We start from the raw sequence: 14,436 nt of genomic DNA on the forward strand, positions 1-14,436 counted from the left end.
ATTATTCCTTCTGCGGCCCTGCCACGAGAGTCTGCGCGGTTCATCAAACGTGCAGAAGGAAGCGCCCTGATAGGGCAGAACGCATAGCGGTGCAAGGGCTTGGAATGGACCCTGCGCGGTGCCTCACCTTGCCTGAACATCTCCCTATGGGTGCCGCATTAATGCCCTGTTTATTGATCAATTGTTAACCAAGAAGAAACAACAGACCAGTTTCGAGGGCAAAGACATGACAGTACTTCCCGATACCATGATGCCAGACGGGCCGCTTCGTAGCCAAAGAACGATTCCGGTGTATTACAAGCCAGCCGAGGTGGACGGTTTTCTGCGCGCGCTTGCGCTGCGCTGTGCCGGAGTGGCGGCGATGGTGGCCTCGATCGGCCTTTGGATTGTGCCGGGTATAGATGGTGATGCGGCGATGCAGCTGTCCAAGCTTCTGGTCTCGGCAATACTCCTCGTCGGTGGTGCGGCGATGATCGGAGTTTCTCGCCGCAGTGATGCGCCCGAGGTGGTGATCGACACAAAAAACCGGCACTTGACGGTGATTACGCGTGACCGGCGCGGGCATGTCACCTCGCAGACAAGCCACGCGATTGACGATTTGCGCGAGATCGAATTGCGCGACGGCCTGCTGACGGCGCGCGACAAGATGGGCGAGCCGCTTATCGCGCTCCCGGTGGAGGATGCGGAGGTCGAGGGCGCTTTGCGCAGTTTGCTGAGCCGCCCCGCCGTATAACGCCGCGCCCCACGCCCCTCGCAAAGGGCGTGCGCAGCGGTGGCGCGTCGCTGCGCACACGCAGTGTTGAGCGATGCGCAATTGCAATCAACCGCGCGCGCTATATCTCTTTTCGGTAATTACAAACCCGAAAAGGAGATCCCAATGAAGCCGATGATTCTCGCCGCAGCCCTTGGCCTTGCCGCCACGAGCGCCTACGCCGCCCCCGAAAAATTCACCCTGGATGCCAGCCATAGCCAAGTGCTCTTTGCCTATGACCATCTTGGGTTTTCCACCACATTTAACATGTTCTCCGGCTTTGAAGGCGAGATCATGTTCGACAAAGAAGATCCTGCCAATTCTTCGGTGAATGTCGCCATCCCTGTCATGTCGCTTTTCACCGGGTGGGAAGCGCGCTTCAACCACTTCATGGGCGATGATTTCTTCGCGGCGGCTGAGGGCGATATGATCACCTTCACCTCCACAGATATCTCCGTGACCAGCGAGGACGAGGCGATGATCACCGGCGATCTGACGATCAATGGTGTGACCAAATCTGTGGTGCTGGAGGCCGAGCTGAACAAGGCCGGTATGCACCCGATGGCCGGTAAAGAATGGATCGGCTTTGACGCGGAGACCAAGATCCTGCGCTCGGATTTCGGGCTTGGCAACTTCGCCCCCAATGTGAGCGACGAGCTTGATGTCGAGATTTCCATCGAGGCGCAGAAGGCTGAGTAAGCCAATCTGCCGGTGATTTGAGCGCCTGCGCGGGGGAAACCTCGCGCAGGCGTTTTTCGTATTCAGCGCTGGGCGGTCAGGGCGAAAGTGATCTCGACCGCGAAGGCCAATGAGGCCTCATCGCCCACGCTCATCCCGATGCCAAAATCGCGTCGATCCACACTCAACGCGCCTGATGCGGTAGCGATATCGCCCTCAATGCTGAGGGTCACGGGCATGGAGACTGGAATCTCCGTCTCTTTGATTCTCAGCGTACCATCTGCGATCAAACTGCTGTCGCGGGTGATCAGGTCCGCTTTGAACGTGGCGGTTGGATGCGCCTCGGCGTTGAAGAAATCGGCGGCCATCGCTTGGCCGGTCACCGACCCGAGTGTCAGCGAGGGGATGGCCACGGTCACACTGACCGCGCCATGCGTGCCGTTTGTGTCTGGCATCTCGTCATAGGTGATCTCGGCGGTCCAATCTGCGAAGCTGCCGGTGACCTCTGCCCCACCTTGGGTGATGGCGATGGCGAGTGTGCCCTCCTGCACGGTCCAATCGCTTTGCACCTCGGCGAGGGCGGTTTGGCTCGGTGCCTCTTTGGAAAACCACCCAAGGCCCGCGCTTGCGCCCATGGCCGCGCCCCAGACCATGAGGGCGGCAACCAGCGGCAAGGCGTGACCCGGTTGCGCCGTAGTGGTCTCAGCCGTCCCGCCGCCCGGCAGCATCCGGCGCAGCGTGGCGTCTTTGTCGATGACATGGTGTTTGATCGCGCCCGCCGCGTGCAGGGCGATGGACCCGGCCAGCACCCATTGCAGGATGTAATGCACCGCGCCGCTGATCTCGGCCACATGTGGATCGCGGGGCACAAACGGCAACGTTTGTCCGAAGGGCCACCAGATCGGCGCGAATCCGGTGGTGGCCGCGTGATGCACCCAACCGCTGAGCGGGACCGCGACGAGCGAGCCATAAAGCAGCCAATGCACGGTCACGGCCAGCCGCGCCTCCACCACGTGATCGCCGTTGAGAAGGCCGGGCTTGGGCTGCGCAATCGCCCATCCGATACGGGCCAGCGCGACAGCGAAGAGCGTGAGGCCAAGGGTTTTGTGGACCGAAAACAGCAAGACGGCCCAGTCGATGATGTCCTGACCTGCCGTGCCTGCCTTGATCTGATCCGCCAGATTGCTGCCGATAATGCCAAGTGCAAACAGCGTGAGGATCATCAGTGCGCTGATCCAGTGGAAGGTCTTGGTGATGGCGCCGTAGCTTTGGCGCGTGTTGGTCAGGGGCATGTGGCTTGGCCTTTAATGGGTCGGTCGCGCGAGGCGGTTTAAGATCTTGTCGCAACCTAGCTGTTTCTGGAGGCTGGGCAATCTGCGCCGCTGCACAGCCGCCCTGCATGGATGTTCTCCACAGTTGCTCTGAGCGCCGCGCCGCGCTATCGCATGGGAAACGCAGGACGAAAAGGGGCAAGTATGAGCCGCGCATTCATTTTTCCGGGGCAGGGTGCCCAGACGATCGGCATGGGGCAGGCCTTGGCCGAGGCCTATCCGGCGGCTCGGGCCGTGTTCGACGAGGTGGACGAGGCGCTGGGCGAGAAGCTCTCAGCGCTGATCTGGGAAGGGGAGCAGGACGTGCTCACCCTGACGCAGAACGCGCAGCCCGCGCTGATGGCCACATCTTTGGCGGCCCTGCGGGCGCTTGAGGCGGAGGGGGCCACGCTTGAGGTTGCGTCCTTCGTGGCGGGCCACTCATTGGGCGAATACGCGGCGCTGGCGGCGGCAGGCACGTTTAGTGTGGCTGATACCGCAAGGCTTTTGCGAACGCGGGGACGCGCGATGCAAGAGGCTGTCCCGGTGGGCGTCGGGGCCATGGCCGCCATTCTGGGGCTTGATTTTGCCGCCGTGCAGGCGGTGGCCGAGGATGCCGCGCAAGGTGAGGTGTGCCAAGCTGCGAATGATAACGACCCCGGACAGGTGGTCGTCTCGGGACACAAGGCCGCCGTGGAGCGGGCGGTGGATCTGGCCAAGGCAGCGGGTGCGAAACGCGCCATGCTCTTGCCAGTGAGCGCGCCGTTTCATTGCGCACTGATGGGGCCGGCGGCCGAGGTGATGGCCGAGGCCTTGGGGGCTGTGCAGATGCACGCGCCATCCGTGCCGCTGGTGGCCAATGTGGAGGCGTCGGCAGTCAGTGATCCCGCGCAAATCCGTGCGCTTTTGGTGGCGCAGGTCACAGGTTCGGTGCGGTGGCGCGAGAGCGTTGCTTACATGAGCGCGCAAGGCGTCACCGAGACATGGGAGATTGGCGCGGGCAAGGCTCTGTCGGGTATGGTGCGGCGTGTGGACCGGGAGATCGCCGTGCGCAATATTGGCGCGCCGGAAGATGTCGTCGCGGCCGTGGCCGCGCTTAACAGATAGATTGCGGCCGTGGCCGCGCTTAACAGGTAGACTGAGGCGGTGGCGGCGCTGAGCGCGTATTACAACAAGAAGGACTGAGCATGTTTGATCTGAGCGGAAAAGCGGCGCTGGTAACGGGCGCATCGGGTGGCATTGGTGGCGCGATTGCCACGGCTTTGCACGGCGCTGGCGCCACTGTGGGCCTGAGCGGGACGCGCGAGGCGCCTCTGGAGGCGCTGGCGGCGCAGTTGGGCGCGCGGGCGCATGTGCTGCCCTGCAACCTCAGCGATGCGGAGGCGGTTGAGGCCCTGCCCAAGGCGGCGATCGCTGCGATGGGGGCGCTCGATATTCTCGTGAACAATGCCGGGATCACGCGCGATCAGCTTTTCATGCGCATGTCGGACGAAGATTGGCAGAGCGTTCTGGACGTGAACCTTACCAGCACGATGCGCCTGTGCCGGGGCGTGATGCGCCCGATGATGAAGGCGCGCTGGGGACGGATCATCAATATCAGTTCCATCGTGGGGGCCACGGGCAATCCGGGTCAGGCCAATTATGCCGCCTCCAAGGCGGGCATGGTGGGGATGACGAAATCCATCGCCTATGAGGTGGCCAGCCGTGGCATCACCGCCAACGCGGTGGCCCCCGGCTTTATCGCCACGCCCATGACCGAGGCGCTGACGGAGGATCAAAAGGCCAAGATCAACGAGCAGATTCCCGCCGCCCGTATGGGCACGCCCGAGGAGATTGCGGCAGCCGTGCTTTATCTGGCAAGCGCCGAGGCGGGCTATGTCACAGGTTCCGTCCTGCATGTGAATGGTGGGATGGCGATGCTCTGAACGGGGGATGGCGAAAGCATTTGCCAAGGCGCGCCCATGTGCTATAGGCGGCGCAGATTTGCCGGGGCGGGCCTTGCGCGCGCTTGGGGACCCCTGCTAGAGGGGTGCAGTCAACCGCGCCCCGTTTCGGGGTTTACTCAAAGGCCGCGACCCTAACAGGGCGCGGCAATACCGGGCCGAACGGCTCAACGAACAATGAGGATTATGACATGAGCGATATCGCAGACCGCGTGAAGAAGATCGTTGTGGAGCATCTTGGCGTCGAAGAAGACAAAGTTGCTGAAAATGCATCCTTTATCGACGATCTTGGCGCAGACAGCCTCGACACGGTTGAGCTGGTCATGGCCTTTGAAGAAGAGTTCGGCATTGAGATCCCTGATGATGCGGCCGAAACCATTCAGACGTTTGGTGACGCGGTGAAGTTCATCACAGAAGCGTCCTGAGCTGCTGCGGGGCTTGTGCCCGCGCCTTAAGACAACAAGATCACGACCCCCGGCGCTTTCTGCGGCGGGGGTTTTTTCTTGTGCGCCCAATGGTTGGATAAGCGGATTCGTGCGGATTTTTCCATAAGCGGCGCAAATCCGGGAGTGGCGGGCGTTTTGTGAATATTGCGGAGCAGTCGGGCTATGCTAGGGTCACATTGCGCGGGGGATGCCGGGCCAGATATTTAACCGGGAGCTACGTGTCATGCTGATCTATCCGACGTTGGAACTTTTGGACGGTAAGTGCGTGTCGCTCACGCGGGGGCGGCTGGAAGAGCCAACGCTTTGGCATGTGGACCCGGTCGAGACCGCGCGCAGCTTTGCCGCCGCCGGGGCCGAGTGGATGCATGTGACAGACATCAACGGGCTGCGCGGGGACGGCGACAATGCGGAGCTGATCGAGGAAATCATCCGCGCGGCGGGTATCCCGGTGCAGCTTGGCGGGGGCTTTCGCAGCCGTGATACGATTGAGCATTGGATCGACAAGGGCGCGGGACGCGTGGTGGTGGGCACGATGGCGGTGCGTGATCCGGATCTTTTCCGCGCACTGGCCAAGCTTTACCCCGATCAGATGGTTCTGGCGGTCGATATCTATGAGGGCTACGTGATGACGGATGGGTGGCAGTCGCGCTCCAGCTTCTCGCCCGAGGCCTATGTCGCGGCGTTTGATACGGACCCTCTGGCCGGGATCATCGTCACTGATATCGACGCCTCGATGAGGGACCGCGATGCGAGCCTTGGGGTGATCACCGGGCTTGCGGCGGCCACGCGCCACCCGGTGATTGCGCGCGGCACGGTGCGTAGCGTCGATGATGTGGCGCGGCTGACCTTCGTGCCCAATCTTGCGGGTATGTTGATCGGACGGGCGCTTCTGGCGCGCGATGTGGATCTGGCCGAGGCGCTGGAGGTGGCACAGGCCGCGGGTGCGCCTGTGGCCGAGTTCCGCTAGAGACACTGGTTACAATACGTGGGCCGCGCGGGATTTTGCCGCTTGCGCCGCGCGGCACACTCTTGCCCCTTGGGCCCAAGCCGGGGTAAGAGCAGCGTCAAGCAAGCGTTGAGAGGGGCCATATCATGCGCCGAGTTGTTGTCACCGGATTGGGATTGGTCACGCCTTTGGCCTCGGGGGTCGAAGAGACGTGGACGCGCCTTTTGGACGGGCAATCGGGCGCGGGTCCGATCACACGGTTCGATCCTGTCAATGTCATTACCAAATATGCCTGCCAAGTGCCGGATGGTGATGGCACGGAGGGCACGTTTTTCGCCGATACCTACATGCAGCCCAAAGAGCGCCGGAAGGTGGATGATTTTATCCTCTACGGTATCGCCGCCGCCCAGCAGGCGGTTGAGGATGCAGGATGGATGCCTGAGGGTGAAGAGGACCGTTTGCGCACCGGCGTGATGATCGGCTCCGGCATTGGCGGGCTGCAATCCATTGAAGAGACCACGCTCATCATCCGCGACAAGGGTGTGCGGCGCGTGTCGCCCTTCTTTATCCCCGGCGCGTTGATCAACCTGATCTCGGGTCAGGTGGGCATCCGCTATGGCTTCAAAGGGCCCAATCATGCGGTTGTCACGGCCTGCTCTACGGGGGCGCATGCGATTGGCGACGCCGCAAGGCTCATCATGTTTGGCGATGCCGAGGTGATGGTCGCAGGTGGGGCCGAGGCCGCAATTTGCGAGATTGGCATTGCGGGTTTCAACGCTTGCAAGGCGCTCAGCACCAAGCGGGCCGATGATCCCAAGGCCGCCAGCCGGCCCTATGACGCGGATCGTGACGGGTTCGTGATGGGCGAGGGCGCGGGTGTTGTCGTGCTGGAGGAATATGAGCACGCAAAAGCGCGCGGTGCGAAAATCTATGCTGAGATTCTGGGCTATGGCCTTTCGGGTGATGCCTATCACATCACTGCGCCTTCCGAGGATGGCGATGGCGGGTTCCGGGCCATGCAAAGCGCGCTGAAGCATGCGGGCGTCGCGCCGGGAGATGTGGATTACATCAACGCCCATGGCACCTCGACCATGGCCGACACGATTGAGCTTAAGGCCGTGGAGCGTCTCTTGGGCGATGCGGCGGGTGATGTCGCAATGAGTTCGACGAAATCGGCCACAGGGCACCTTCTGGGGGCTGCGGGCGCGATTGAGGCAATCTTTGCCATTCTCGCCGTGCGCGATCAGGTGGTCCCGCCGACGATCAATCTCGACAATCCTGCGGTCGAGACGCCGCTTGATCTGGTGCCCAACACAAAACGTGCGCGCAAGGTGGATGTGGCGTTGTCCAACAGCTTTGGCTTTGGCGGCACGAATGCCAGCTTGTGTGTCGGGAAACTGCGCTGATGTGGCGACATATCGCGTCCAATGCGCTGACCTTTCTTGTCGTTCTTACCTTCCTTCTGGGCGGCATGATCCTGTGGGGGCAGAGCAGCTATACCGCCGAGGGGCCGCTTGAGGAGCAGATCTGCCTGCGGGTCGAGCGCGGCTCGAACATGCGCGCGGTCTCGGAAGATCTCTTGGCCGAGGGGGCTGTGACCAGCGGCGCGCTGTTTCGGATCGGGACGGAATATGCGGACAAGGCGCAGGACCTCAAGGCCGGAAGCTGGCTCTTGCCGCAAGGCGCCAGCATGGGCGAGATCACCGAGATCATTACGCGTGGCGGGGCGAGCACCTGCGGCACCGAAGTGGTCTACCGCATTGGCGTGACGCGCAGCGAGGTGCAGGTGCGCGAGCTTGATCCCGCGACCAACCGTTATGTGGAAATGGCGGCCTTCGTGCCGGGCGAGGAAGACCCCGCGCCCGAATTTGAGGCTGTGCGCGATCTCAACGACACGCGGTTCCGGGTGACAATCGCCGAGGGGGCCACCAGCTGGCAGATCGTTGATGCGATGAACGCGGTCGATGTTCTGGAGGGCGAGGTCGCCACGCTGCCCCCCGAGGGCAGCCTTGCGCCCGACAGCTATGAGGTGCGTGAGGGCGATACGCGGCAAAGCCTGATTGACCGGATGCAGGCCGCGCAGGCCGTGATCATCGCCGAAGCCTGGCAAAATCGCGCAGAGGATCTGCCCTTGCAGAGCGCTGAGGAGATGTTGATCCTTGCCTCGATCATCGAAAAGGAAACCGCCGTCGCCGATGAGCGGCGTCAGGTCAGTTCGGTCTTCATCAACAGGCTCAATCAGGGCATGCGTTTGCAAACCGACCCCACGGTGATTTACGGCGTGACCGAGGGCAAAGCGCCGCTGGGTCGCGGCTTGCGTCAGAGCGAGCTGCGCGCGGAGACGCCGTGGAACACCTATGTGATCTCGGGGCTGCCGCCCACGCCCATCGCCAATCCGGGCCGTGCCAGCATCGCAGCGGCGGTTGACCCCGATGGCAGCGATTACATCTTCTTCGTGGCCGATGGAACGGGTGGGCACGCGTTCGCACGCACGCTGGCCGAGCATAACGCGAATGTTGCCGTCTGGCGGCAGATCGAGGCGGAGCGGGCAGAGCAGGGCAACTGATCCCTGCGGCAACGCGCGCGGCCCGAAGGCCTTGACCCCGAGGGCGGGGGGGGCCAGAAACCTGACTTAATGATGACGAAAAAGGGAGCGCCGCGATGGTGCGCAAAGTCGGACCCGGCGCGGACGATACAGAACGGGAAAAATCCAAGAAGCTGAGCGCGCTTGCAGCTCTTGGGCCATTCCTTGCGCCGTACAAACTGTTGATCGCGTGCGCGATTACGGCGCTGGTGCTGACGGCGGCTATGTCGCTCACCTTGCCTTTGGCGGTGCGGCAGGTGGTGGATAATTTCTCCATCAAGGACGAGACGCTGCTCAACCTTTATTTCGCCGCCGCTATCGGGATTGCGGCCCTTTTGGCGATTGGCACCGGCGTGCGCTATGCGCTTGTCACCCGGCTGGGCGAGCGTGTGGTGGCCGATATCCGCTGCGCGGTGTTTGACCGGGTGATCGGGATGAGCCCTGCGTTTTTTGAGCGGATCATGACCGGCGAAGTGCTGAGCCGGATCACGACAGACACAACCTTGATCCTCAGTGTGGTTGGGTCGTCGGTTTCGATTGCGCTGCGCAACGTGCTTTTGCTGATTGGCGGGCTCGTGTTCATGATGTTCACCTCGCCCGCGCTCACGGGGATGGTGCTTTTGCTGGTGCCGCTCATCTTGGTGCCGATCCTGACGCTGGGACGCCGGTTGCGTGTGCTCAGCCGCGATAATCAGGATTGGATCGCGCAAAGCTCAGGCAGCGCATCGGAGGCGCTGTTGAGTGTGCAGACCGTGCAGGCCTTCTCTCAAGAAGCGCACACGCGGGCCGCGTTTGCGGATGTGACCGAGGCCAGCTACCGTTCGGCGCGCGAACGGATTTGGGTCCGGGCGCTGATGACTGTGATCGTGATTTTCTTGGTCTTTGGCGGCATTGTCGGGATCTTGTGGTTCGGGGCGCTTCAGGTGCGCAGCGGCACGCTCAGTGCGGGCGCGATGGTGCAGTTTGTGATCTATTCCGTGCTGGTGGCCAGCGCGGTCGCGGCCCTGTCGGAAATCTGGGGCGAATTGCAGCGCGCGGCGGGGGCCACCGAGCGATTGGTGGAGCTTTTGGGCGCAGAGGACGCGGTGAAAGACCCCGGTATCGCGCGCGATTTGCCCAATCCGCTGCGCGGTGAGATTGTCTTCTCAGGCGTTGAATTTGCCTATCCATCGCGGCGCGAAACGACGGCGCTCGCGGGGTTCGACCTCAGCATCAAGCCGGGCGAGACGGTGGCTCTTGTTGGCCCTTCGGGCGCAGGCAAGACGACCGTGATCCAGTTGATCCAGCGGTTTTATGACCCGGATGCAGGGCGGATCACATTGGACGGCGTGCCAATCTCAGAGATGCGCCGCGAGGTGTTTCGCCGGGCGCTGGCGCTGGTGCCGCAGGACCCTGTGATCTTTGCGACCTCCGCGCGCGAAAATATCCGCTTCGGGCGTCTCGGCGCCACGGATGCCGAGGTTGAGGCGGCCGCACACGCGGCCAATGCGCATGACTTCATCGCGGCGCTGCCCCAAGGCTATGACAGCGATGTGGGCGAGCGGGGCGTCATGCTCTCGGGGGGGCAGAAGCAGCGCATCGCCATTGCCCGTGCGATCCTTCGTGACGCGCCGGTGCTATTGCTCGACGAGGCGACAAGCGCGCTCGATGCCGAAAGCGAACGCGCCGTGCAGAATGCGGTGGCCCGCCTCTCAGAAGGGCGCACGACGATCATCGTGGCACACCGCCTTGCAACCGTGAAGCAAGCGGACAGGATCGTGGTGTTGGAGGCCGGGCGCATTGTGGCAACAGGTACCCATGACAGCCTTGTGGCTGAAGGCGGGCTTTATGCACGCTTGGCCCGGCTGCAATTCACCGACGGTGAAGCGGCCTGAGGCTTTGTGCGTCATGCCACGCTTGGTTTCTGGTGCTATTGACCGGGAAAACAGGCTGGGAAAGGACGCAGTTACTGGTAACGTGGCGCTTTAGCGAGGTGGACCCCCATGAAAATAGCAACCGCAGCCTATCCGCTCGACCCAGTCAGAAACTGGGCTGAGTTTTCTGCAAAGCTCACCGATTGGGTGGCCGGGGCCGCCGGGCAGGGCGCGGAGCTTTTGGTGTTCCCAGAATACGGCTCGATGGAGCTTGCGATGTTGGCAGGCCCTGAAGTCGCGGCAGATCTGGAGCGGTGCTTGCACGCGGTGTCGGATGTGATCGGGGATGTGGATGATCTGCATAGCGATCTGGCTGCGCGCTACGGCGTGCATATCCTCGCAGCCTCCGCCCCGGTGTTTGATCCCGCCATCGGCGCGCGGCCCGTGAACCGGGCGCGGCTTTTTGCGCCCACGGGCGGGCGTGGCATTCAGGACAAGCAGATCATGACGCGGTTCGAGCGTGATCCGTGGGATGTGATCCCCGGCGGCGGGCTTGAGATTTTTGACACGAGCCTCGGCAAGATCGCGATCCTGATTTGCTATGATAGCGAGTTTCCTCTTCTGGGCCGCGCGGTGGCGGAGGCTGATCTTCTCTTGGTGCCGTCCTGCACCGAGGCGTTGGCGGGCTATACTCGCGTGCGGATCGGGGCACAGTCGCGCGCGTTGGAAGCGCAATGCGTGAGTGTCATGTCGTCGGTTGTGGGCCTTGCGCCATGGTGTCCGGCGGTGGATGAAGGCACGGGTATGGGCGGCATTTTTGGCCCGCCGGATGTGGGTTTTCCTTCCAACGGCGTGATCGCCGAAGGGGTGCTCAATCAACCCGACTGGACCTACGGCGAGGTCGATCTGGGGGCCGTTGCCCATGTGCGCGCGGATGGCGGTGTTCTCAACCGTTTGCATTGGGATGATCAGGGCGGGCGACACAGCTCGCCGCAATTGCGCGCCTTGCGCTAGAGCCGTTTCGCGTTCAATTGAATTCAGTTAAACGCGAAACGCTCTAATCTGTGCTTGAAAACCCCTGCGAATGAGGCCATTTACTGCGACAATCTGCTAGATGCGGAGATGTGGATCGAAGGAGACCCCATGGCCAAGGAAGATACGCTCGAATTCCCCGGTGTCGTCAAGGAACTCCTGCCGAACGCGACATTCAGGGTCGAGCTTGAAAACGGCCATGAGATTATCGCACATACGGCAGGGAAAATGCGCAAGAACCGCATTCGCGTGCTTGCTGGTGACAAGGTGCAGGTCGAGATGACCCCCTATGATCTGACCAAGGGCCGGATCAATTACCGCTTCAAGTAAACGGCGTGCCCATCATGTTGGGCGCGTGAGATGAAGCTGATTCTGGGATCGGGAAGCCCGCGCAGGCGCGAGCTTTTGGCGCAGATCGGCGTTGTGGCGGATGATATCCGCCCCCCCAATATTGACGAGACGCCCATGCCGGCAGAGTTGCCGCGCCCCTATTGCGTGCGCATGGCTGCTGAGAAGGCGCGCGCCGTGCAGGCAGGCGTCGATGATATCGTGCTGTCAGCCGATACCACCGTGGCTTTGGGGCGGCGCATTCTTGGCAAGCCCATTGACGCAGCTGAGGCAGAGGGATTCTTGCGGCTTCTGTCGGGGCGGCGGCACCGGGTGATCACCGCCGTGGCGGTGCGTCGGGGCGCGCAGATCTGGGAGCGTGATGTGCTCAGCGCCGTGAAGATGAAGCCCCTCTCGCAAGAGGACATCACCGCCTATATCGCCACCGGAGATTGGCAGGGCAAAGCGGGCGGATACGGGATACAGGGGCCTGCGGGCGCGCTTATCCCGTGGATATCTGGCTCGTTCACCGGAATTGTCGGCTTGCCCTTGGCCGAGACGGCGGGGCTTTTGCGCGCCGCAGGCTGGAGGATGCCATGAGACGCAGGCGGGAGATCACATGAGCCGCGATACCATCGTTCTGGACCATATCGGCACGCTGGAGGCCGCAGCGCTGATGCGCGGCGGGCGGCTTGAGGATTTGCTGGTGGATGTGGACGCACCGCGCCCCGGCACGATCTACCGCGCCATTGCCGACCGGCCCATCAAGGGGCAGGGCGGCATGTTTTTGCGCACGCCCGATGGCCCTGCCTTCTTACGGCAGGTCAAGGGGTTGGCCCCCGGTCAGGCCCTTTTGGTGCAGGTGACAGGCTATGCCGAGCCCGGCAAGGCGCTGCCGGTGACGACGAAGCTTCTCTTCAAGAGCCGGTTTGCGATTGTTACGCCGGATGCGCCGGGGCTGAACATCTCGCGCAGCATCCGCGACGAGGCGCGCCGCGATGCGCTCTTGGAGATTGCGCATGGTGAAATGGGGGGCGAGGCTATGGGGCTGATCCTGCGCTCATCCTGTGATGGGGCCGAGGCCGCTGAGATCGCCGAGGATATCCGCGCCATGGCCGATCTGGCGGCTGCGGTGATGGCCGATAGCGAGGGCGAGGCGGAGGTGCTCACTGAGGGGGATGGCCCGCACCAGCTTGCGTGGCGTGACTGGACCGCGCCTGCGGATGTGGTGACCTCTGCGGGTGGCTTTGAGCAGGAAGGCGTACTCGATGCGCTGGAGGTGCTCTCGGGCGCTCAGGCCCCTCTGAGCGCCGGTGCGTCGATGTTTATTGAGCCGACCCGCGCGCTGGTCGCGGTGGATGTGAACACCGGCGGCGATGCGACGCCCGCGGCGGGGCTGAAGGCAAACCTTTCGGCAGCGCGCGAGCTGCCCCGGCAGCTGCGTCTGCGGGGCCTCAGCGGGCAAATCACACTCGATCTGGCGCCCATGGCCAAGAAAGATCGCCGCCAGTTTGAACAGGCGCTGCGCGCAGCGTTCAAAGGCGACGCAGTCGACACGGCCCTTGTCGGATGGACCCCTTTGGGTCATTTTGAGCTGCAACGAAAACGTGACCGTGCGCCGCTGGAGACTGCCTTGCCATGAGTTGCCCGATCTGTTCCAAAAAGGCGGAGCCCGCCTTTAGGCCCTTCTGCTCCAAACGCTGCGCAGATCTGGATCTGGCCAAATGGTTCAGCGGCTCCTACGCGATCCCCAGCGAAGATTTCGAGGACATCGAGACAGCCCTCGACGAGGCCGCCCGCGCCGCCACCGACGACACGTCCAAACCCCATTGATATTTTCGTCAAAGCCTATGGACACCCCGCCACCCCTCGCCTAGAACGCGCTCACCCGAACGCATTTGCGTTCCCGGTGCCCGGGTAGCTCAGGGGTAGAGCAGTGGATTGAAAATCCTCGTGTCGGTGGTTCGATTCCGCCCCCGGGCACCACTAATAAAGTAAAAATCTGTACCAAAGGTGGCAGCGAGCCATAAGAACCTCAGCCGCGCATTCAAGGAGCTGAAGCCTTGTGGTGTTACAGTCAAGGGTAGTTGGATCGGGGTAACTGACCTGGAATGCCTCGCCCGGTTTTCCAAACCGAACCCGTTGATCGCCGGCTGACGACTTTAGAGTTTAATAATTGACACCATGACCAAACAGATGCCCGGCGCCGCCGGAGACCTCGCAGACCAGCCCCCCAGTATCTGGAGCGCCTATTCAAGCTTCGGTAAGGCTTGCGCCGAGGCAAGCCCGCTCAGCGCGCGCGAGCGGCGGCTGGTGAAGCTGGCGCTCGCGATCGGGACAAATTCGGAAGAGGCCGTGCCTTCGCACACCCACCGGGCGCGGGCCAAAGGGATCGAGGATGCAGCGCTGCATCAGGTGGCGCTATTGGCCATCGGTCCCTTGGGCCTGCCGCGTGCCGTTGCGTCCAAGACCTGGACAGAAGACCAGTAGCGCTCTGCCGTCTTGAGACAGGGCAGGTAGCAGCCTTCCAGCCGTCGCAATGAGTTGCCCCCGCCGCGCGGAGCGA

16 protein-coding genes and 1 tRNA gene are annotated in these 14,436 nt (G+C 62.6%); 16 read left to right on the forward strand and 1 reads right to left on the reverse strand.

Translation table 11 applies throughout. The features are described 5' to 3' along the window. The first annotated feature begins 226 nt into the window (after positions 1 to 226). Both KUD11_RS09050 and KUD11_RS09055 read left to right on the forward strand, forming a co-directional pair. Positions 227 to 733 carry a hypothetical protein gene (locus KUD11_RS09050; RefSeq protein WP_146190839.1) on the forward strand — a complete coding sequence of 169 codons (507 nt, stop codon included), beginning with the start codon at positions 227 to 229 and terminating at the stop codon, positions 731 to 733. A gap of 144 nt (positions 734 to 877) precedes the next feature. Further along, on the forward strand, positions 878 to 1,450 hold the full coding sequence (locus KUD11_RS09055; RefSeq protein WP_109384987.1) for a YceI family protein: 573 nt from the start codon (positions 878 to 880) through the stop codon (positions 1,448 to 1,450). 62 nt (positions 1,451 to 1,512) lie between these two features. Here KUD11_RS09055 and KUD11_RS09060 read toward each other — a convergent pair whose 3' ends face one another. Then, positions 1,513 to 2,721 (reverse strand): cytochrome b/b6 domain-containing protein, encoded by a 1,209-nt coding sequence (locus KUD11_RS09060; protein ID WP_109384986.1) that lies wholly within the window; start codon positions 2,719 to 2,721, stop codon positions 1,513 to 1,515. A 183-nt stretch (positions 2,722 to 2,904) separates the two neighbouring features. Between KUD11_RS09060 and fabD the strand changes: the two genes are divergently transcribed. The 14 genes from fabD to KUD11_RS09130 all read left to right on the forward strand — a co-directional run bounded on the left by fabD (position 2,905) and on the right by KUD11_RS09130 (position 14,360). Then, the gene (gene fabD, locus KUD11_RS09065) at positions 2,905 to 3,846 is read left to right on the forward strand and encodes an ACP S-malonyltransferase (RefSeq protein WP_109384985.1); all 942 of its coding nucleotides are present in this window, start codon (positions 2,905 to 2,907) and stop codon (positions 3,844 to 3,846) included. Positions 3,847 to 3,926: 80 nt separating this feature from the next. Next, entirely contained in the window at positions 3,927 to 4,664 is a 738-nt protein-coding gene (gene fabG / locus KUD11_RS09070; RefSeq protein WP_109384984.1) for a 3-oxoacyl-[acyl-carrier-protein] reductase, read from the forward strand. A gap of 209 nt (positions 4,665 to 4,873) precedes the next feature. Then, positions 4,874 to 5,107 carry an acyl carrier protein gene (locus tag KUD11_RS09075; RefSeq protein WP_035247318.1) on the forward strand — a complete coding sequence of 78 codons (234 nt, stop codon included), beginning with the start codon at positions 4,874 to 4,876 and terminating at the stop codon, positions 5,105 to 5,107. Positions 5,108 to 5,351: 244 nt separating this feature from the next. Continuing rightward, positions 5,352 to 6,095 (forward strand): 1-(5-phosphoribosyl)-5-[(5-phosphoribosylamino)methylideneamino] imidazole-4-carboxamide isomerase, encoded by a 744-nt coding sequence (locus KUD11_RS09080; RefSeq protein ID WP_109384983.1) that lies wholly within the window; start codon positions 5,352 to 5,354, stop codon positions 6,093 to 6,095. A gap of 125 nt (positions 6,096 to 6,220) precedes the next feature. Continuing rightward, positions 6,221 to 7,480 carry a beta-ketoacyl-ACP synthase II gene (gene fabF, locus KUD11_RS09085; protein ID WP_109384982.1) on the forward strand — a complete coding sequence of 420 codons (1,260 nt, stop codon included), beginning with the start codon at positions 6,221 to 6,223 and terminating at the stop codon, positions 7,478 to 7,480. Continuing rightward, positions 7,480 to 8,640 carry an endolytic transglycosylase MltG gene (gene mltG / locus KUD11_RS09090; protein ID WP_109384981.1) on the forward strand — a complete coding sequence of 387 codons (1,161 nt, stop codon included), beginning with the start codon at positions 7,480 to 7,482 and terminating at the stop codon, positions 8,638 to 8,640. The genes fabF and mltG overlap by 1 nt, the downstream gene beginning before the upstream one ends. A 95-nt stretch (positions 8,641 to 8,735) precedes the next feature. Further along, a complete protein-coding gene (locus tag KUD11_RS09095) occupies positions 8,736 to 10,532 on the forward strand; it encodes an ABC transporter transmembrane domain-containing protein (protein ID WP_109384980.1) in 1,797 nt (598 codons plus the stop codon). Positions 10,533 to 10,640: 108 nt separating this feature from the next. Further along, the gene (locus tag KUD11_RS09100) at positions 10,641 to 11,525 is read left to right on the forward strand and encodes a carbon-nitrogen hydrolase family protein (RefSeq protein WP_109384979.1); all 885 of its coding nucleotides are present in this window, start codon (positions 10,641 to 10,643) and stop codon (positions 11,523 to 11,525) included. A gap of 129 nt (positions 11,526 to 11,654) precedes the next feature. Further along, positions 11,655 to 11,873 (forward strand): translation initiation factor IF-1, encoded by a 219-nt coding sequence (infA, locus tag KUD11_RS09105; protein WP_005978431.1) that lies wholly within the window; start codon positions 11,655 to 11,657, stop codon positions 11,871 to 11,873. 30 nt (positions 11,874 to 11,903) lie between these two features. Next, positions 11,904 to 12,470 (forward strand): Maf family protein, encoded by a 567-nt coding sequence (locus KUD11_RS09110; RefSeq protein WP_109384978.1) that lies wholly within the window; start codon positions 11,904 to 11,906, stop codon positions 12,468 to 12,470. Between the two features lie 19 nt (positions 12,471 to 12,489). Then, positions 12,490 to 13,512, forward strand: a complete 1,023-nt coding sequence (locus tag KUD11_RS09115) for a ribonuclease E/G (protein WP_109384977.1) — start codon at positions 12,490 to 12,492, stop codon at positions 13,510 to 13,512. Next, complete coding sequence (locus tag KUD11_RS09120; RefSeq protein ID WP_109384976.1) at positions 13,509 to 13,703, forward strand: DNA gyrase inhibitor YacG; 195 nt, start codon at positions 13,509 to 13,511, stop codon at positions 13,701 to 13,703. The genes KUD11_RS09115 and KUD11_RS09120 overlap by 4 nt, the downstream gene beginning before the upstream one ends. Positions 13,704 to 13,781: 78 nt before the next feature. After that, positions 13,782 to 13,856: transfer RNA gene (locus KUD11_RS09125), tRNA-Phe, on the forward strand. Between the two features lie 198 nt (positions 13,857 to 14,054). Further along, complete coding sequence (locus KUD11_RS09130; protein WP_109384975.1) at positions 14,055 to 14,360, forward strand: carboxymuconolactone decarboxylase family protein; 306 nt, start codon at positions 14,055 to 14,057, stop codon at positions 14,358 to 14,360. Positions 14,361 to 14,436: the final 76 nt, after the last annotated feature.

Source organism: Roseovarius carneus (genome assembly GCF_020141465.1).
GTDB lineage: Bacteria > Pseudomonadota > Alphaproteobacteria > Rhodobacterales > Rhodobacteraceae > Roseovarius > Roseovarius carneus.

What these genes read in the sequence shown, in the direction of transcription:
- KUD11_RS09050 (WP_146190839.1), top strand. Translation starts at nt 227, where the DNA reads ATGACAGTACTTCCCGATACCATGATGCCAGACGGGCCGCTTCGTAGC.
- KUD11_RS09055 (WP_109384987.1), top strand. Translation starts at nt 878, where the DNA reads ATGAAGCCGATGATTCTCGCCGCAGCCCTTGGCCTTGCCGCCACGAGC.
- KUD11_RS09060 (WP_109384986.1), bottom strand. Translation starts at nt 2,721, where the DNA reads ATGCCCCTGACCAACACGCGCCAAAGCTACGGCGCCATCACCAAGACC.
- fabD (WP_109384985.1), top strand. Translation starts at nt 2,905, where the DNA reads ATGAGCCGCGCATTCATTTTTCCGGGGCAGGGTGCCCAGACGATCGGC.
- fabG (WP_109384984.1), top strand. Translation starts at nt 3,927, where the DNA reads ATGTTTGATCTGAGCGGAAAAGCGGCGCTGGTAACGGGCGCATCGGGT.
- KUD11_RS09075 (WP_035247318.1), top strand. Translation starts at nt 4,874, where the DNA reads ATGAGCGATATCGCAGACCGCGTGAAGAAGATCGTTGTGGAGCATCTT.
- KUD11_RS09080 (WP_109384983.1), top strand. Translation starts at nt 5,352, where the DNA reads ATGCTGATCTATCCGACGTTGGAACTTTTGGACGGTAAGTGCGTGTCG.
- fabF (WP_109384982.1), top strand. Translation starts at nt 6,221, where the DNA reads ATGCGCCGAGTTGTTGTCACCGGATTGGGATTGGTCACGCCTTTGGCC.
- mltG (WP_109384981.1), top strand. Translation starts at nt 7,480, where the DNA reads ATGTGGCGACATATCGCGTCCAATGCGCTGACCTTTCTTGTCGTTCTT.
- KUD11_RS09095 (WP_109384980.1), top strand. Translation starts at nt 8,736, where the DNA reads ATGGTGCGCAAAGTCGGACCCGGCGCGGACGATACAGAACGGGAAAAA.
- KUD11_RS09100 (WP_109384979.1), top strand. Translation starts at nt 10,641, where the DNA reads ATGAAAATAGCAACCGCAGCCTATCCGCTCGACCCAGTCAGAAACTGG.
- infA (WP_005978431.1), top strand. Translation starts at nt 11,655, where the DNA reads ATGGCCAAGGAAGATACGCTCGAATTCCCCGGTGTCGTCAAGGAACTC.
- KUD11_RS09110 (WP_109384978.1), top strand. Translation starts at nt 11,904, where the DNA reads ATGAAGCTGATTCTGGGATCGGGAAGCCCGCGCAGGCGCGAGCTTTTG.
- KUD11_RS09115 (WP_109384977.1), top strand. Translation starts at nt 12,490, where the DNA reads ATGAGCCGCGATACCATCGTTCTGGACCATATCGGCACGCTGGAGGCC.
- KUD11_RS09120 (WP_109384976.1), top strand. Translation starts at nt 13,509, where the DNA reads ATGAGTTGCCCGATCTGTTCCAAAAAGGCGGAGCCCGCCTTTAGGCCC.
- KUD11_RS09130 (WP_109384975.1), top strand. Translation starts at nt 14,055, where the DNA reads ATGACCAAACAGATGCCCGGCGCCGCCGGAGACCTCGCAGACCAGCCC.